The 14,270-nt window shown below is 71.0% G+C and carries 13 protein-coding genes and 2 pseudogenes; 9 read left to right on the top strand and 6 right to left on the bottom strand.

Annotation, left to right across the window (positions count from 1 at the left end):
* Positions 1–64 precede the first annotated feature (64 nt).
* Together ACFVT1_RS11990 and ACFVT1_RS11985 are read right to left on the bottom strand one after the other, a co-directional pair.
* Entirely contained in the window at positions 65–1,090 is a 1,026-nt protein-coding gene (locus tag ACFVT1_RS11990; RefSeq protein WP_389794608.1) for a family 2 encapsulin nanocompartment cargo protein polyprenyl transferase, read from the bottom strand.
* Between the two features lie 159 nt (positions 1,091–1,249).
* Complete coding sequence (locus ACFVT1_RS11985) at positions 1,250–2,656, bottom strand: family 2B encapsulin nanocompartment shell protein (RefSeq protein ID WP_389794383.1); 1,407 nt, start codon at positions 2,654–2,656, stop codon at positions 1,250–1,252.
* Between the two features lie 182 nt (positions 2,657–2,838).
* Here ACFVT1_RS11985 and ACFVT1_RS11980 point away from each other — a divergent pair, with 182 nt between their 5' ends.
* The 4 genes and pseudogenes from ACFVT1_RS11980 to ACFVT1_RS11965 all read left to right on the top strand — a co-directional run bounded on the left by ACFVT1_RS11980 (position 2,839) and on the right by ACFVT1_RS11965 (position 5,897).
* Positions 2,839–3,288 (top strand): RrF2 family transcriptional regulator, encoded by a 450-nt coding sequence (locus ACFVT1_RS11980; RefSeq protein ID WP_389794382.1) that lies wholly within the window; start codon positions 2,839–2,841, stop codon positions 3,286–3,288.
* Between the two features lie 145 nt (positions 3,289–3,433).
* Positions 3,434–4,630: a globin domain-containing protein gene (locus tag ACFVT1_RS11975; protein WP_389794381.1), complete on the top strand. Its 1,197-nt coding sequence runs from the start codon at positions 3,434–3,436 to the stop codon at positions 4,628–4,630.
* A gap of 2 nt (positions 4,631–4,632) precedes the next feature.
* Positions 4,633–4,937 (top strand): annotated as a pseudogene (locus ACFVT1_RS11970) (N-acetylmuramoyl-L-alanine amidase); the annotation flags it as partial.
* A gap of 60 nt (positions 4,938–4,997) precedes the next feature.
* Positions 4,998–5,897, top strand: a complete 900-nt coding sequence (locus tag ACFVT1_RS11965; protein ID WP_389794380.1) for a 1-aminocyclopropane-1-carboxylate deaminase/D-cysteine desulfhydrase — start codon at positions 4,998–5,000, stop codon at positions 5,895–5,897.
* Positions 5,898–6,043: 146 nt separating this feature from the next.
* Here the strand turns inward: ACFVT1_RS11965 and ACFVT1_RS11960 are convergent, their stop codons facing one another.
* On the bottom strand, positions 6,044–7,648 hold the full coding sequence (locus tag ACFVT1_RS11960; RefSeq protein WP_389794379.1) for a Na+/H+ antiporter: 1,605 nt from the start codon (positions 7,646–7,648) through the stop codon (positions 6,044–6,046).
* A 35-nt stretch (positions 7,649–7,683) separates the two neighbouring features.
* Between ACFVT1_RS11960 and ACFVT1_RS11955 the strand changes: the two genes are divergently transcribed.
* The 3 genes from ACFVT1_RS11955 to ACFVT1_RS11945 all read left to right on the top strand — a co-directional run bounded on the left by ACFVT1_RS11955 (position 7,684) and on the right by ACFVT1_RS11945 (position 9,538).
* Positions 7,684–7,944: a UBP-type zinc finger domain-containing protein gene (locus ACFVT1_RS11955; RefSeq protein ID WP_389794378.1), complete on the top strand. Its 261-nt coding sequence runs from the start codon at positions 7,684–7,686 to the stop codon at positions 7,942–7,944.
* 230 nt (positions 7,945–8,174) lie between these two features.
* Complete coding sequence (locus ACFVT1_RS11950) at positions 8,175–8,588, top strand: anti-sigma regulatory factor (RefSeq protein WP_073781878.1); 414 nt, start codon at positions 8,175–8,177, stop codon at positions 8,586–8,588.
* Positions 8,585–9,538 carry an RNA polymerase sigma factor SigF gene (locus tag ACFVT1_RS11945; protein ID WP_389794377.1) on the top strand — a complete coding sequence of 318 codons (954 nt, stop codon included), beginning with the start codon at positions 8,585–8,587 and terminating at the stop codon, positions 9,536–9,538. The genes ACFVT1_RS11950 and ACFVT1_RS11945 overlap by 4 nt, the downstream gene beginning before the upstream one ends.
* A 106-nt stretch (positions 9,539–9,644) precedes the next feature.
* Here the strand turns inward: ACFVT1_RS11945 and ACFVT1_RS11940 are convergent, their stop codons facing one another.
* Positions 9,645–10,046 (bottom strand): hypothetical protein, encoded by a 402-nt coding sequence (locus ACFVT1_RS11940; RefSeq protein WP_389794606.1) that lies wholly within the window; start codon positions 10,044–10,046, stop codon positions 9,645–9,647.
* A gap of 207 nt (positions 10,047–10,253) precedes the next feature.
* On the opposite strand from ACFVT1_RS11940, the gene ACFVT1_RS11935 reads away from it, so the two are divergent.
* Positions 10,254–11,222 carry a diacylglycerol/lipid kinase family protein gene (locus ACFVT1_RS11935; RefSeq protein WP_389794376.1) on the top strand — a complete coding sequence of 323 codons (969 nt, stop codon included), beginning with the start codon at positions 10,254–10,256 and terminating at the stop codon, positions 11,220–11,222.
* Positions 11,223–11,539: 317 nt separating this feature from the next.
* A complete protein-coding gene (locus tag ACFVT1_RS11930) occupies positions 11,540–11,797 on the top strand; it encodes a WhiB family transcriptional regulator (RefSeq protein ID WP_003953983.1) in 258 nt (85 codons plus the stop codon).
* A gap of 179 nt (positions 11,798–11,976) precedes the next feature.
* Here ACFVT1_RS11930 and ACFVT1_RS11925 read toward each other — a convergent pair whose 3' ends face one another.
* Positions 11,977–13,443 carry a histidine kinase N-terminal domain-containing protein gene (locus ACFVT1_RS11925; protein WP_389794604.1) on the bottom strand — a complete coding sequence of 489 codons (1,467 nt, stop codon included), beginning with the start codon at positions 13,441–13,443 and terminating at the stop codon, positions 11,977–11,979.
* A 451-nt stretch (positions 13,444–13,894) separates the two neighbouring features.
* Positions 13,895–14,083: pseudogene (locus ACFVT1_RS11920) on the bottom strand (glucosamine-6-phosphate deaminase); the annotation flags it as partial.
* Between the last annotated feature and the right edge of the window lie 187 nt (positions 14,084–14,270).

Here is a 14,270-nt window from a genome sequence, read left to right as displayed (position 1 = left end):
CACCCGGCACCCCTGTCCGCGCCCCTCCGGTGCCACTGCCCGTACTGCGCTCTCCCCGCCGGGCTCAGTGCGTACGGCGCGTGACGAACTCCGCCAGGGTCAGGAGGTCGCCCGCCGCGGCCAGGTCGGGGATCGCCCGCGACAGGTGGTGGACGGCGCGTGACATCCGGTCCGCCGCACCGATCTGCGCCCAGTCCCGGCCACCGGCCCGGTCGACGGCGTCGGTGGCACGGCTCACCTCACCGGGGGTGTTCATCGGTCCCCGGTAGAGCGCGGCGAGTTCGGATGCCGCCGGGGTGCCGGAGGTCAGTGCGGCGACCACGGGCAGGGACTTCTTGTGGGCGGCGAGATCCGCCCCGACCGGCTTCCCGGTCTGCGCCGGATCCCCCCAGATGCCGATCAGATCGTCGATGAGCTGGAAGGCGAGGCCCGCCTCCCGGCCGAATCCGTCCATCGCGCCGACCACCCGCTCCCCCGCGCCGGCGTACAGCGCCCCGAGCGCGCAGGCGCAGCCGAGCAGGGCGCCCGTCTTGGCGGTGGCCATGGTCAGGCACTCGTCGAGCGAGACCTCGCCCGGATCGCGGTCCTCGAAGGCGCAGTCGGCCTGCTGGCCGGCGCAGAGCTCGATGACACAGGTCGAGAGCCGTGCCGAGGCGCTGGCCGAGGCCGGGCCGCTGTCCTCGGCCAGCAGGCGCTGGGCGAGGGCGAGCATGGCGTCGCCGGCGATGACCGCGTCGGGGATGCCGAAGACCGCCCAGGCCGTGGGCCGGTGGCGACGGGTCCGGTCCTCGTCGATGACGTCGTCGTGCAGCAGGGTGAAGTTGTGGACCAGCTCCACGGCGACGGCCGCCCGTACCGCCCGTTGCGGGTCGCCGCCCAGGGCTCGGGCGGCGGCGAGAACGAGGGCGGGCCTGATCGCCTTGCCCGCCTGTCCGGACACTGGTGTGCCGTCGGCCTGCTGCCAGCCGAAGTGGTACATCGCGACGCGGCGGATCGATCCGGGCAAGGAGTCGACGGCGGCGCGCAGTTCGGGGTCGACGAGGGTCCGGGTCTGCTCCAGGAGGGCCGGGGCCTCTTGAGCCGGGGGCATGAGCGCGGCCGGGTCGTCGTTCCCGGGCGCGCGGGGTGTGGGTGGTTGGAGTGCGTGCTGAGTCTTCACTGGGACGTCCTCCCGGGACCGCCCCGGGCACGGCTGCCCGGTGGCGGGGGTTGACGGGGGCCGGACCCTGCCGTCCGGGCCCCCGAGCGGCTACCGCCAGCGGCTGACCTCGACGTTTTCCAGTACGCCCAGGGCGTCCGGTACGAGGATGGCCGCGGAGTAGTAGGCCGTCACCAGGTAGGAGATGATCGCCTGCTCGTCGATGCCCATGAAACGCACCGACAGACTGGGCTCGATCTCGTCGGGGATGCCGGTCTGCTGGAGTCCGACGACGCCCTGCTCGGCCTCACCCGTCCTCATGCAGATGATCGACGTGGTCCGGGCGTCGGTGACGGGGATCTTGTTGGACGGGAAGATCGGTACGCCCCGCCAGGCCGGCACGTGGTGCCCGCCGACGTCCACGCTCTCCGGCACCAGACCGCGCTTGTTGCATTCACGGCCGAACGCGGCGATGGCCCGCGGGTGGGCGAGGAAGAGCTTGGAGCCCCGGCGGCGGGAGAGCAGTTCGTCCATGTCGTCGGGGCTGGGCACACCGTCGTGCGGCTGGAGGCGCTGCCCGTAGTCGCAGTTGTTGAGCAGGCCGAACTCCCGGTTGTTGATCAGCTCGTGCTCCTGGCGCTCGCGCAGCGCCTCGACCGTGAGCCGCAACTGCTGCTCGGTCTGGTTCATCGGCTGGTTGTAGAGGTCGGCGACCCTGCTGTGGACCTTCAGCACGGTCTGGGCGACGCTCAGTTCGTACTCGCGCGGCGCCGCCTCGTAGTCGACGTACGTGTGCGGGACGACGGCCTCGCCGACATGACCGGCGGAGAGGTCGATCTCCGCCTCGCCGTACTTGTTGGTGCGCTGCTGCGGAACGTTGAGCAGCCCGGCGAGGTGGAGGCGGAGGGAATCCGCGCGCTCGGCGAGATTCAGCACATCGGCCCGGCTCAGCGTCAGCACCGTGCAGGCCGTGACGGCGCGGGCCGTGTACTCCCAGACCGCGTCGCCGTCGATCAGGGCGTGGTCGCCGAAGTAGGCCCCGTCCGCGTGGACCCCGAGCACCGTCTCGTCCCCGTAGGGGCCGGTGCCGACCTTCTCGACCCTGCCGTGCGCCAGCAGGAAGACGCGGTCCGCCGCGTCCCCGGTGGAGGCCAGCAACTGGCCGGCCGCGATGTCGCGCTGCTCGCACCGCCGGGCCAGCTCACCGAGCACCTCCTCGTCGCCGAACTCCCGCAGGGCGGGGAGCTCTCCGAGCTCGGCGGGGATGACCGAGACCCGGTCGCCCGTCTGCACGAAGGTCACCCGGCCGTCCCCCACCGAGTAGCTCAGCCTGCGGTTCACCCGGTACGTGCCGCCCTGCACCTGCACCCACGGCAGCATCTTCAGCAGCCACCGTGAGGTGATTTCCTGCATCTGCGGAGCGGACTTGGTGGTCGTCGCGAGGTTCCGCGCCGCTGCCGTGCCCAGACTCTGCTGCGGCGGCACCGGTGCGTTCTGAACCTCTTCACCAACGGACATCTGACGCCCTCTCGATCATTCATTGGTTGACCTGTGCGAAGAAGCCTTTCAGCACGGAGAGTCGGCGCACCATTACACAAATGAGTGTGATTAATCGGGCTTTGGGCTGGGCACGACGCTCGGCAATGTCCACGGGGGCCATTAAGTTGCATCTCCGATGCAACTTATCTAACGTGACCACCATGCGGCTGACGAGATTCACCGACGTGGCGCTGCGCGTACTGATGCGCCTCGCCGTCGTGGAGAACGAGGACCCGCCGACCACCCGGGAGGTGGCGGCGACCATGCAGGTGCCGTACACCCACACCGCGAAGGTGGTCGCCAAGCTCCAGCACCTCGGCCTCATCGAGGCACGCCGGGGCCGCGGCGGCGGGCTCAGCCTCACCGGAGCGGGCCGGTCCGCCTCGATCGGCGGACTCGTCCGGGAGCTGGAGGGGCCCGGCGACGTCGTCGAGTGCGAGGGCGCCACCCCCTGCCCCCTCCGCTCGGCCTGCCGGCTGCGCGGCGCCCTGCGCCGGGCCGAGGAGTCCTTCTACGCGACACTCGACCCGATCACGGTCGCCGAACTCGTCGCCTCCCCCACCGGACCGCTGCTGATCGGCATCAGCAGGGGCCGCCCGGCCCCCGACTGAGGCCGGACCGCCCCCGCCGACACCCCTCCACGCCCGCACTCGCACCCACACCACCGTTCGCACCGCACCACGGGTGCCCTCACCCGGTTTCACGCTGCCCAAAAATACGAATCTCAGATTCCAATTCAAGAGTCAGGAGTCACCGATGCTCTCCGAGTCGTCGACCGCCACCGTCCGTGCCACCCTCCCCGCCGTGGGAGCGGCCATCGGAGACATCGCCGATCTCTTCTACCGCAAGCTCTTCGACGCCCACCCCGAGCTGCTGCGCGACCTCTTCAACCGCGGCAACCAGGCGTCCGGCGCCCAGCGCCAGGCCCTCGCGGGCTCCATCGCCGCCTTCGCGACCCAACTGGTCGAGCACCCGGACACCCGCCCCGACGTGATGCTCGGCCGGATCGCCCACAAGCACGCCTCCCTGGGCGTCACCGCCGCGCAGTACGACATCGTGCACACCCATCTGTTCGCCGCCATCGCCGAAGTGCTCGGCGACGCGGTCACCCCGGAGGTCGCCGCCGCCTGGGACGAGGTCTACTGGCTGATGGCGGGCGCCCTGATCTCGATCGAGGAGCGGCTGTACGCACAGCAGGGCGTCATCGCGGGCGACGTGTGGCGCGAGTGGGAGGTGGCCGCCCGGATCGAGGAGACGGCCGATGTCGCCACCTTCCAGCTCCGCCCGGCGGACGGCGCGCCCGCCCCCGCCTTCCGCCCCGGCCAGTACGTCTCCGTGCAGGTGGAACTCCCCGACGGCGCCCGCCAGATACGCCAGTACAGCCTCTCCGGCGCCCCCGGCTCGCCGCTGCGCTCGATCACCGTCAAGCGGGTGCACGGCGGCGGCTCGCCCGACGGCGAGGTCTCCCGCCATCTGCACACCGAGGTCGGGGCCGGCGACCGGCTGCGGGTCTCCGCCCCGTACGGCGACCTCGTGCTCGACTCCGCCGATGCCCCGCTCCTGCTCGCCTCCGCGGGCATCGGCTGCACCCCGATGCTCTCGATGCTGGAGCACCTCGCGGCGACGGGACACCGCGCCCCGGTCACCGTCGTGCACGGCGACCGCTCCCCCGCCACCCACGCGATGCGCACCGACCACACCCTGCTCACCGGCAAACTCGCCGACGCCACCGCCCACTTCTGGTACGAGGACCCGGAGCCCGGCCACCCCGCCGACCGCACCGGACAGGTCGACCTGAGCGCCCTCGCGGTCGCCCCCGGCACCCACGCCTACCTCTGCGGCCCGCTGCCCTTCATGCGTGCGGTACGTACCCAGCTGCTGGCCAAGGGCGTCCCCGCGGCCGACATCCACTACGAGGTGTTCGGCCCCGACCTCTGGCTCGCGCAGGACTGAAACCGGCCAACGGCGCGGTGATCCACCACACGGCCCCGAGGGCACCACGTCCACCGTCCGCATCTGCCGCGACGGCCACCCGAAGGTGCCCGGCCCGCTGTGCCACGGGGTGATCGCCAAGGACGGCACGGTCCACCCGGTCGGCCACGGCAGGGCCGACCACGCCGGACTCGGCGACGACGGCGTACTGCGCGCCGTCGTCGCCGAGAAGCGCCTCCCGTCCGACAACGAGGCCGACACCGGCGGAAGCAGGCGCTTCCACGGCTTCGCGTGCGAGAACCTCGGGGACGGCGAGGACCCCTGCCCGAAATGACCCGCATCCACCCCTCCCCTCCACGGCCGGGTACGGCACGACGACAATGGCGGCATGTCTTCCGAAGTACTCGACCTCTCCCGCCTGCGGCCGGTGCTCCCCTCACCCCTGCGTCCGGCCGAGGACGACCGCTTCGCACGCCACGGCGTACGGCTGCTGCTCAAGCGCGACGATCTGATCCACCCCGACCTCCCGGGCAACAAATGGCGCAAGCTCGCCCCCAACCTGCGGGCCGCTGCCGGGCGCACCGTGCTGACCTTCGGCGGCGCCTACTCCAACCATCTGCGGGCCACGGCCGCCGCCGGGCGGCTGCTCGGGTTCCCCACGGTCGGGGTCGTACGCGGTGACGAACTGGCCGGCCGCCCGCTCAACCCCTCGCTCGCGCAGTGCGCCGCCGATGGCATGACCCTGCACTTCGTGGACCGTGCGACGTACCGCGCGAAGGCCGATCCCGAGGTCCTGGCGGGGTTGCTGAGCGCCTTCGGGGAGTGCTGCGTCGTCCCGGAGGGCGGCAGCAACGCCCTGGCCGCACAGGGCTGTACGGAGCTGGGCCACGAGTTGCGCGGGCGGGCCGACGTGGTCGCGGTGGCCTGCGGTACCGGTGGCACACTCGCCGGGCTCGCCGCCGGCCTCGCACCGGGGCAGCGCGCCCTCGGCATCCCGGTGCTGCGCGGCGGCTTCCTCGGCGACGCGGTTCGGGAACTGCAGCAGGAGGCGTTCGGCGGGCCTGCCGGATCGTGGTCCCTGGACGAGCGCTTCCACTTCGGCGGCTACGCCCGTACGCCCGCGCGGTTGCACGCCTTCGCGGACGACTTCGAGCAGCGGCACGGGCTGCCCGTCGAGCGGCTCTACGTCGCCAAGCTGCTGTACGCGCTCACCGCGCTGGCAGAGGAGGGCGCGTTCCCGGCGGGAACCACGGTCGCGGCCGTGGTCACGGGCCGGCCCACGCCGTAGGCGGGAGGGCCGGCTCGCCGCACGTGCCTGCCTCACCGGGCCCGTCGTACCGACCCGCTTCCGTGTCCCAGGCACCGGCAGACGGGAGGGCTGCGGCATCAGCCACCGCACGACGCCCCGGCCCCTTCCGGTTCCGGCCCGTCCGGTCAGGGCGCGTCGGACTCCTCCCGGTAGGCCGCCGCCTCCTCCAGGTCGAGCCGTCTGAGCAGGGTGCGGAGCATCTCGTCGTCGATCCGCCGCTCGTCCCGCAGCCGTACGAAGACCTCGCGCTCGGCGTCGATCATCTCCCCGGCCAGGCGCCGGTACGTGTCGTCCGCCGACTCCCCGGTCACCGGATTGGCCGCGCCCAGCCGCTCCCACACGGCGTTGCGGCGGCGCTCCAGGACGGTGCGCAGCCGGTCGGTGAGCGGTCCCGGCAGCGAGTTGCGCGGGTCGTCGAGCAGCTCCCCCAGACGCGCCTCGGCCGCCGTGGACGCCTCGCTCTGCGCCTGCGCCTCGGCCAGCGTCTCCGCCGTCGTGTCGCGGCCGGGGAGCCTGAGGACGCGCACCAGCAGCGGCAGGCTGAGCCCCTGCACGACGAGGGTGCCGATGACGGTGGTGAAGGTCAGGAACAGCACCAGGTTGCGGGCCGGGAAGGCCGCTCCGGCGGTCGTGACCAACGGGATGGAGAAGGCGATGGCGAGCGAGACGACCCCGCGCATGCCGGCCCAGCCGACGATCAGCGGCCCCATCCAGGTCGTCTCCGTCTCGCGCTCCCTGATCCGCCGCGACAGCCAGCGGGGCAGATACGTCGCCGGATAGACCCAGATGAAGCGGACCACGACGACGGCGAGGAACACGGCGACCGCGTACCAGAGGGCGTCCGCCACCGCGTATGTGCCGAGCCCCTTGAGTACGAAGGGCAGCTGGAGCCCGATCAGCGCGAAGACCGCGGACTCCAGGATGAACGCGACCATCTTCCACACGGCCGCCTCCTGGAGCCGGGTCGCGAAGTCCACCTGCCAGGACCGGTGCCCCAGATAGAGCGCGACGACGACCACGGCGAGCACCCCGGAGGCATGCACGCGTTCGGCCGCCGCGTACGCCACGAAGGGAATCAGCAGCGACAGCGTGTTCTGGAGCAGGGCCTCCTTGAGGTGCGTACGGAGCCAGTGCAGCGGCACCATCAGCGCCAGGCCGACCACGACGCCGCCGACCGCGGCGAGGAGGAACTCACCGATCCCGGCGCCCCAGCTCATGCCCTCGCCGACGGCGGCGGCGAGCGCCACCTTGTAGGCGGTGATCGCGGTGGCGTCGTTCACCAGGGACTCACCTTGCAGGATCGTCGTGACGCGGCCGGGCAGCCCGACCCGGCGGGCGATCGCGGCGGCCGTGACCGCGTCCGGCGGGGCGACGACCGCGCCGAGCACCAGGGCGGCGGTGAGGGGCAGGTCGGGCACGAGGCGGTACGCCAGCCAGCCGACCGCGACGGTCGCGAACAGGACGTAACCGACGGAGAGCAGCGCGATGGGCCGGAGATTGGCCCGCAGATCGAGGTACGAGCTGTCCACAGCCGCCGTGTAGAGCAACGGAGGCAGTAGCAGCGGCAGCACGATGTGCGCGTCCAGGCTGTATGTCGGCACCCCCGGCAGATACGAGGCGACCAGCCCCGCCGCGACCAACAACAGGGGGGCCGGTACGGGGGTGCGGCGCGCGGCCCCCGCCACGGCCGCACTGGCAGCGACCAGTGCCACCAGCGGCAATGCGTCCATTTCACGGTCCTCGCATCCGTCGTAACCTGACAATCATGAGTGAATGTCCGCACGTGTCCGAACTGCCGCGCCCCGAGCCGGCCCCGCTGAGCGAGACCTGCCTCCGCTGCCTCGCGGCGGGGAGCCATCCGGTGCAGCTGCGGCTCTGTCTGGTCTGCGGCCATGTCGGCTGCTGCGATTCCTCTCCGCTGCAGCACTCCACCGCACACTTCGAGGAGACCGGCCATCCGGTGATGCGGAGCTTCGAGCCGGGCGAGAGCTGGCGCTGGTGCTTCGAGGACGGTTCGATCGTCTGACGTCTGGGTACGTCAAACCGGCGCCGGTTGTTCGTAATTGGCCGCCGCAGACCCCTACCCACCGTGTGTACTCATGGGCTTACCATGAGTGACAGTCATGGGTGGGGGCCCGGCGACACGGCATCATGGATCGCGATAGCGTCGCCGGGCCAGAACCGAAGACGTACCGCATGGCTCCGGGGCACCCTTCCCGGATCCTCGAAAGAGTTTGTGCCACCTTGGAGGTGAGGGTGTCCCAGATCGCAGGCGAGCCCGGGAATCAGGACTTCGTAGAGGTCCGGCTGCCCGCTGCGGGTGCCTACCTGTCGGTGCTGCGTACGGCCACGGCCGGTCTCGCAGCGCGCTTGGACTTCACCCTCGACGAGATCGAGGATCTTCGCATCGCGGTCGACGAGGCCTGCGCGATCCTGCTTCAGCAGGCCGTGCCGGGCTCCGTCCTCAGCTGCGTCTTCCGGCTCATCGAGGATTCCCTCGAGGTGACCGTGTCGGCGCCGACGACGGACGGCCGGGCACCGGAGCGCGACACCTTCGCCTGGACGGTGCTCTCGGCACTGGCCGGAAAGGTGGACTCCTCGGTGGCCGACGACCGCACGGTCAGCATCAGCCTGTACAAACAGCGCGGCGCGGGACCCGGGCCGGCGTGAGCAGCGGGAACGGGGACGGTCCTGTGCGGGACGAGACGATGCGACCAGGGGTGGTGCGCGCAGCAGGCATCCCGGAGCAGCAGGCCCTGCCCCATCCGGAGGACGGGGTGGACGGGCCTGCGCGCCGTACGGTCGCGGTGGAGCAGTCGCAGGCGGAGCGGGCGGGCCAGATGAGCGAGCACGGGCACCACGATCCACAGGACCGCAGCGGGGCGCGGGCGCTGTTCATCGAACTGCGCGGCCTTCCCGACGGGTCGGCCGAGAAGGCGGAGCTGCGCAATCGGCTGGTGCGGATGCATCTGCCGCTCGTGGAGCATCTCGCCCGCCGGTTCCGCAACCGCGGCGAGCCGCTGGACGACCTGACCCAGGTCGCCACGATCGGCCTGATCAAATCGGTCGACCGGTTCGACCCGGACCGCGGCGTCGAGTTCTCGACGTACGCGACCCCGACGGTCGTCGGCGAGATCAAGCGCCACTTCCGCGACAAGGGCTGGGCGGTCCGGGTGCCGCGCCGGCTCCAGGAGCTGCGCCTCTCGCTGACCACGGCCACCGCCGAGCTCTCCCAGCAGCACGGCCGCTCACCGACGGTGCACGAGCTCGCCGAGCGGCTGGGCATCTCCGAGGAAGAGGTCCTGGAGGGCCTGGAGTCGGCCAATGCGTACAGCACGCTCTCGCTGGACGTGCCGGACACGGACGACGAGTCCCCGGCGGTCGCGGACACGCTGGGTTCCGAGGACGAGGCGCTGGAGGGCGTCGAGTACCGGGAGTCGCTCAAGCCGCTGCTGGAGGACCTGCCGCCGCGCGAGAAGCGGATTCTGCTGCTGCGCTTCTTCGGCAACATGACCCAGTCGCAGATCGCGCAGGAGGTCGGCATCTCGCAGATGCACGTCTCGCGGCTGCTGGCCCGCACACTGGCGCAGCTGCGCGAGCGGCTGCTCGTCGAGGAGTAGCGCGAAGGACCGGTGCGGGCGCGCGGGACGGCGGGAGCGTCGAGGACCGCGCGCCCCGCGCGGGCGGGGCGGACGGGTTCGCGACCGCCTCACCCGGGCTCCCGGCTCAGGCCTCCGGCGTGGTGCCGGGTTCGGTGCCCGTCGCCGTGCCGGGGCGGCGGATGCCGAGTGCCTCGATCGTCGTCGGCCTGACCAGCTGGTAGAGCGCCGTCAGGACCACCGCGGCGAGGACGATCCCGGCCGGGATCAGCGCACCGTGGGACCGCAGCAGCGTCCAGGCCACCGGGAGCGCGATGATCTGTGTGATGAGCGCGGGACCGCGGCTCCAGCTGCGCCGCCGCAACAGGCCACGCGCGGCGATCAACGGGATCAGGCCGAGCGCGATCAGCGTGAGGCCGCCCATCTCCGCCTGCTGCGGGCTCTCGGGGCGTCCGAGCAGCCCCATGACCAGCATGTAGATCCCGCCGATGACGAGCGCCGCCCCCTCCAGGGCGGTGAGTCCGGCCACGAGGGTGATCCTGCTCGGCTTCGCCGGTTCGGCCGACGGCAGAGGCGACGACGACGGCGTGTTCTGCTGAGTACTCACCCTTGCAGGTTGGCATCCCGGCCCCGTGAAAGCGAAGCCGGGGTGAAAACGCGCCCGGTCCGTCACCGAGCGTAAAGGCTATGGGGCAGGACTTCAGAGCGATACCGCGCGGTAGGTAGTCTGGCCGTCATGCGCGCACTTCTCGTGGTCAATCCAGCTGCTACCACCACCAGTGCGCGGACGCGTGACGTGCTGATCCACGCGCTGGCCAGCGAGATGAAGCTGGAGGCCGTGACCACGGAGTACCGGGGCCACGCCCGGGACCTGGGGCGGCAGGCCGCGGACGCCGACGACATCGACCTCGTGGTCGCCCTGGGCGGCGACGGCACGGTCAACGAGGTGGTCAACGGCCTCCTCCACAACGGCCCCGACCTGGACAGCCTGCCGAGCCTCGCGGTGGTTCCCGGCGGCTCCACCAATGTCTTCGCGCGCGCCCTGGGCCTGCCCAACGACGCGGTGGAGGCGACCGGCGCGATCCTGGACGCACTCGCCAACCGCACCGAACGTACGGTCGGTCTCGGACTGGCGGCCGGCACCCCCGGCACCGAGGACGAGTCGGTTCCGGAGCGCTGGTTCACTTTCTGCGCCGGACTCGGATTCGACGCGGGCGTGGTCGGCCGAGTCGAACAGCAGCGCGAACGCGGTAAGCGCTCGACGCACGCCCTGTATGTACGCCAGGTGGTCCGGCAGTTTCTGGAGGAGCCGCACCGCAGGCACGGTGTGATGACCCTGGAGACCCCGGGGCAGGATCCGGTCACCGACCTCGCGCTTTCCATAATCTCCAACACGGCCCCCTGGACCTACCTGGGAAATCGCCCCATGTACGCGTCCCCGAAGGCCACCTTCGACACCGGTCTGGACGTGCTCGGACTGAAGCGGCTGTCCACTTCGGCGGTCGCCCGTTACGGCACCCAGCTGCTCACTTCGAGTCCCGAGAAGGGGCCTCGCGGCAAGCACGCCGTTTCACTTCACGACCTCACGGACTTCACCTTGCATTCAAAGGCACCACTGCCTTTCCAGATGGATGGCGACCATCTGGGAGTGCGCACCAGTGTGACGTTCACAGGCGTACGCCGTGCACTGCGTGTGATTGTGTGAGTGGAAGGGACCAAAGTCCTTTAACTCGAACGTTTGGGCTGGACTCCACCCCATAGAAGTACGGCTGTGACCTAGTCGACACCGAGGAATCAAAAAAAACTTTCCAGAAGGGGTTGTATCCGCCGCTGAGGTTTGCGAATCTCTACATGGCGATCGGGACGGCGCAACAACAGCCTCCACTGAGAGCCAGAACCCCTCCTCACCACACAGGACCACAACCAGTTCATCTGGGCGTCGGCCCGTCACCTGCGGGGGGATTCGTGAAAGCGTTCACATTCACAAGCACCAGTATGTAATACCAAGGAGAGGTAGCAGCCATGGACTGGCGTCACAACGCCGTTTGTCGTGAGGAAGACCCCGAGCTGTTCTTCCCCATCGGCAACACCGGTCCTGCGCTGCTGCAGATCGAGGAAGCCAAGGCCGTCTGCCGCCGCTGCCCCGTCATGGAGCAGTGCCTGCAGTGGGCGCTCGAGTCCGGCCAGGACTCCGGCGTCTGGGGTGGCCTCAGCGAGGACGAGCGCCGCGCAATGAAGCGCCGTGCAGCTCGCAACCGGGCGCGTAACGCCAGCGCCTGATCCGACGCCACCGCTACGAGCCTCAGCCAGGCGGCGCGTACAGAGCGTACGCACAACCCCGCCCCCCGAGTCGCAGCGCGCAGTACCCCCGAAGCGCACGCTTGAACAGTGAGCCCGGACCGTGATCACGGTCCGGGCTCACTGCTGTGCTCGTTCCGGCCGGCGGCCGGCCGCCGGGGCTACTTCGCGGTGCGGACCGGGATGTCGAGGACGACCCGGGTGCCTCGCTCGGGGGCCGGGACCATCCCGAAGGCTCCGCTCAACTCGCCCTCCACCAGCGTTCGCACGATCTGGAGCCCCAGATTGCCGGCGCGCTGCGGGTCGAAACCCTCGGGCAGACCACAGCCGTCGTCCTGAACGGTGATCAGCAGCCGCGCTTCGGCGGAGGAGCCACCGCGTACCGCCGACACCTCCACCGTGCCGGACTCGGCGAGGGTGAAGGCGTGTTCCAGGGCGTTCTGCAGGACTTCGGTGAGCACCATCGCCAGCGGTGTGGCCACTTCGGCATCGAGTATGCCGAAGCGGCCCGTGCGCCGGCAGGTGACCTTGCCCGGGGAGATCTCGGCGACCATCGCGATGACCCGGTCGGCGATCTCGTCGAACTCCACCCGCTCGTCCAGATTCTGGGACAGCGTCTCATGAACGATGGCGATCGAACCGACGCGCCGCACCGCCTCGTTGAGCGCCTCACGGCCCTGCTCCGAGTCCATCCGGCGGGCCTGGAGCCGCAACAGGGCGGCGACGGTCTGGAGGTTGTTCTTCACCCGGTGGTGGATCTCCCGGATGGTGGCATCCTTGGTGATCAACTCCCGCTCGCGGCGGCGCAGTTCCGTGACGTCCCGGAGGAGGACCAGGGAGCCGATCCGGACCCCCTTGGGCTTGAGCGGGATCGCCCGGAGCTGGATCACCCCGCCCGCGCACTCGACCTCGAACTCGCGGGGCGCGTAGCCGCTGGCGAGTTTGACCAGTGCCTCGTCGACCGGGCCGCGGGAGGGGGCCAGTTCGGCGGTGATCCCGCCGAGGTGCTGGCCGACCAGATCGGAGGCGAGGCCGAGACGGTGGTACGCGGAGAGGCCGTTGGGGCTGGCGTACTGGACGACTCCGTCGGCGTCGAGCCTGATCAGCCCGTCGCCGACGCGCGGCGACGCGTCCATGTCGACCTGCTGGCCGGGGAACGGGAAGGACCCGGCGGCGATCATCTGGGCCAGGTCGGAGGCCGACTGGAGGTAGGTGAGTTCCAGCCGGGACGGCGTCCGTACGGTCAGGAGGTTGGTGTTGCGGGCGATGACGCCGAGGACCCGGCCCTCACGGCGTACGGGGATGGACTCGACCCGGACCGGGACCTCCTCGCGCCACTCCGGGTCGCCCTCGCGCACGATCCGGCCCTCGTCCAGTGCCGCGTCCAGCAGCGGGCGCCGGCCGCGCGGCACCAGGTGCCCGACCATGTCGTCCTGGTAGGAGGTGGGGCCGGTGTTGGGCCGCATCTGGGCCACGGAGACGTAGCGGGTGCCGTCGCGGGTGGGGACCCACAGCACGAGGTCGGCGAAGGAGAGGTCGGAGAGCAGCTGCCACTCCGACACCAGCAGATGCAGCCACTCCAGGTCGGTGTCACCGAGGGCTGTGTGCTGGCGGACGAGGTCGTTCATGGAGGGCACGTGTGCGAGCGTACCCGCGGACGGGTACGGGTTCCGAACCGAATGACCCGGCCGTACGTGCAAGGGGAAGGAGCCCCGGAAATTGCGGTGCTCCGACGGATGGACAGGGGTGAATGGTCTAGTCCACAATGCTCAAGACAGAGCTTCCGCTCTCCCCGCACAGGAGAGCGGATCGAGGTACCCGCGCTCTCTGCCCTGACCGCGCAGGTGCCTCTCCCCGGCCGGGGGCACCGCACACCGCCGGCCGAGCAACTCCGGGCTGCGGTGCCGGACGGGCCGAGGGTCCCGTCCCGGCGCCGCGGCCCGCGGGTGTTTCCGGGGGGCCGCGCCCTCGTGACCGGCGCGGTCGGCGGGTCTCGGCGACCTCGGCCGGTGCACGGGGAGCGTCCGGGTCCCGGCCGCGGGCGATCGCCACCTCGCACGTCGGCGTCCTGGGCGGCGAGAGCTCGGCGCTGTCCGGCGCACCACGGGCCGCAAGAAGGACGAAACGCGGTTTCCCCGCCGCGATCCCGGCGGCCACCTCGCGGATCCCGGGGACGCCCCGGCCGGTGACGCGGCGCAGCGCAGCGGGCTGTTCGGCCCTCTCACCGGCCGTGATCCGCCCCGGCTGCCCGCTCCCCCGGCGGAACAGGCGGCGAACATGCCGAGCGCCCCCAAGCGTGTTCTGGGGCGTCAGGAACGCCGCTCGCCCCCGTTGGCCACGGGGATCCGGACAGCCGCCTGCGAGGTGCGGCCGGGGCGGATGCGGGAGTCCGTGCCCGCGTTACCCGGTTCTGCTAGATTGGACCACGATTGGTCTATACCACATATTGATACGA

Origin of the sequence: Streptomyces sp. NPDC057963 (assembly GCF_042887155.1) — a bacterium.
GTDB lineage: Bacteria > Actinomycetota > Actinomycetes > Streptomycetales > Streptomycetaceae > Streptomyces.
Note: the sequence above shows the minus strand (reverse complement) of the source record. Positions and strands in the feature narration are given on the sequence as shown.

Excerpts from the sequence above, each read along its gene's own strand:
- ACFVT1_RS11960 (WP_389794379.1), bottom strand. The coding sequence starts at position 7,648 with ATGGACGCATTGCCGCTGGTGGCACTGGTCGCTGCCAGTGCGGCCGTG.
- ACFVT1_RS11990 (WP_389794608.1), bottom strand. The coding sequence starts at position 1,090 with ATGCCCCCGGCTCAAGAGGCCCCGGCCCTCCTGGAGCAGACCCGGACC.
- ACFVT1_RS11980 (WP_389794382.1), top strand. The coding sequence starts at position 2,839 with ATGCGGCTGACGAGATTCACCGACGTGGCGCTGCGCGTACTGATGCGC.
- ACFVT1_RS11985 (WP_389794383.1), bottom strand. The coding sequence starts at position 2,656 with ATGTCCGTTGGTGAAGAGGTTCAGAACGCACCGGTGCCGCCGCAGCAG.
- ACFVT1_RS11925 (WP_389794604.1), bottom strand. The coding sequence starts at position 13,443 with ATGAACGACCTCGTCCGCCAGCACACAGCCCTCGGTGACACCGACCTG.
- ACFVT1_RS11955 (WP_389794378.1), top strand. The coding sequence starts at position 7,684 with ATGAGTGAATGTCCGCACGTGTCCGAACTGCCGCGCCCCGAGCCGGCC.
- ACFVT1_RS11965 (WP_389794380.1), top strand. The coding sequence starts at position 4,998 with ATGTCTTCCGAAGTACTCGACCTCTCCCGCCTGCGGCCGGTGCTCCCC.
- ACFVT1_RS11935 (WP_389794376.1), top strand. The coding sequence starts at position 10,254 with ATGCGCGCACTTCTCGTGGTCAATCCAGCTGCTACCACCACCAGTGCG.
- ACFVT1_RS11975 (WP_389794381.1), top strand. The coding sequence starts at position 3,434 with ATGCTCTCCGAGTCGTCGACCGCCACCGTCCGTGCCACCCTCCCCGCC.
- ACFVT1_RS11930 (WP_003953983.1), top strand. The coding sequence starts at position 11,540 with ATGGACTGGCGTCACAACGCCGTTTGTCGTGAGGAAGACCCCGAGCTG.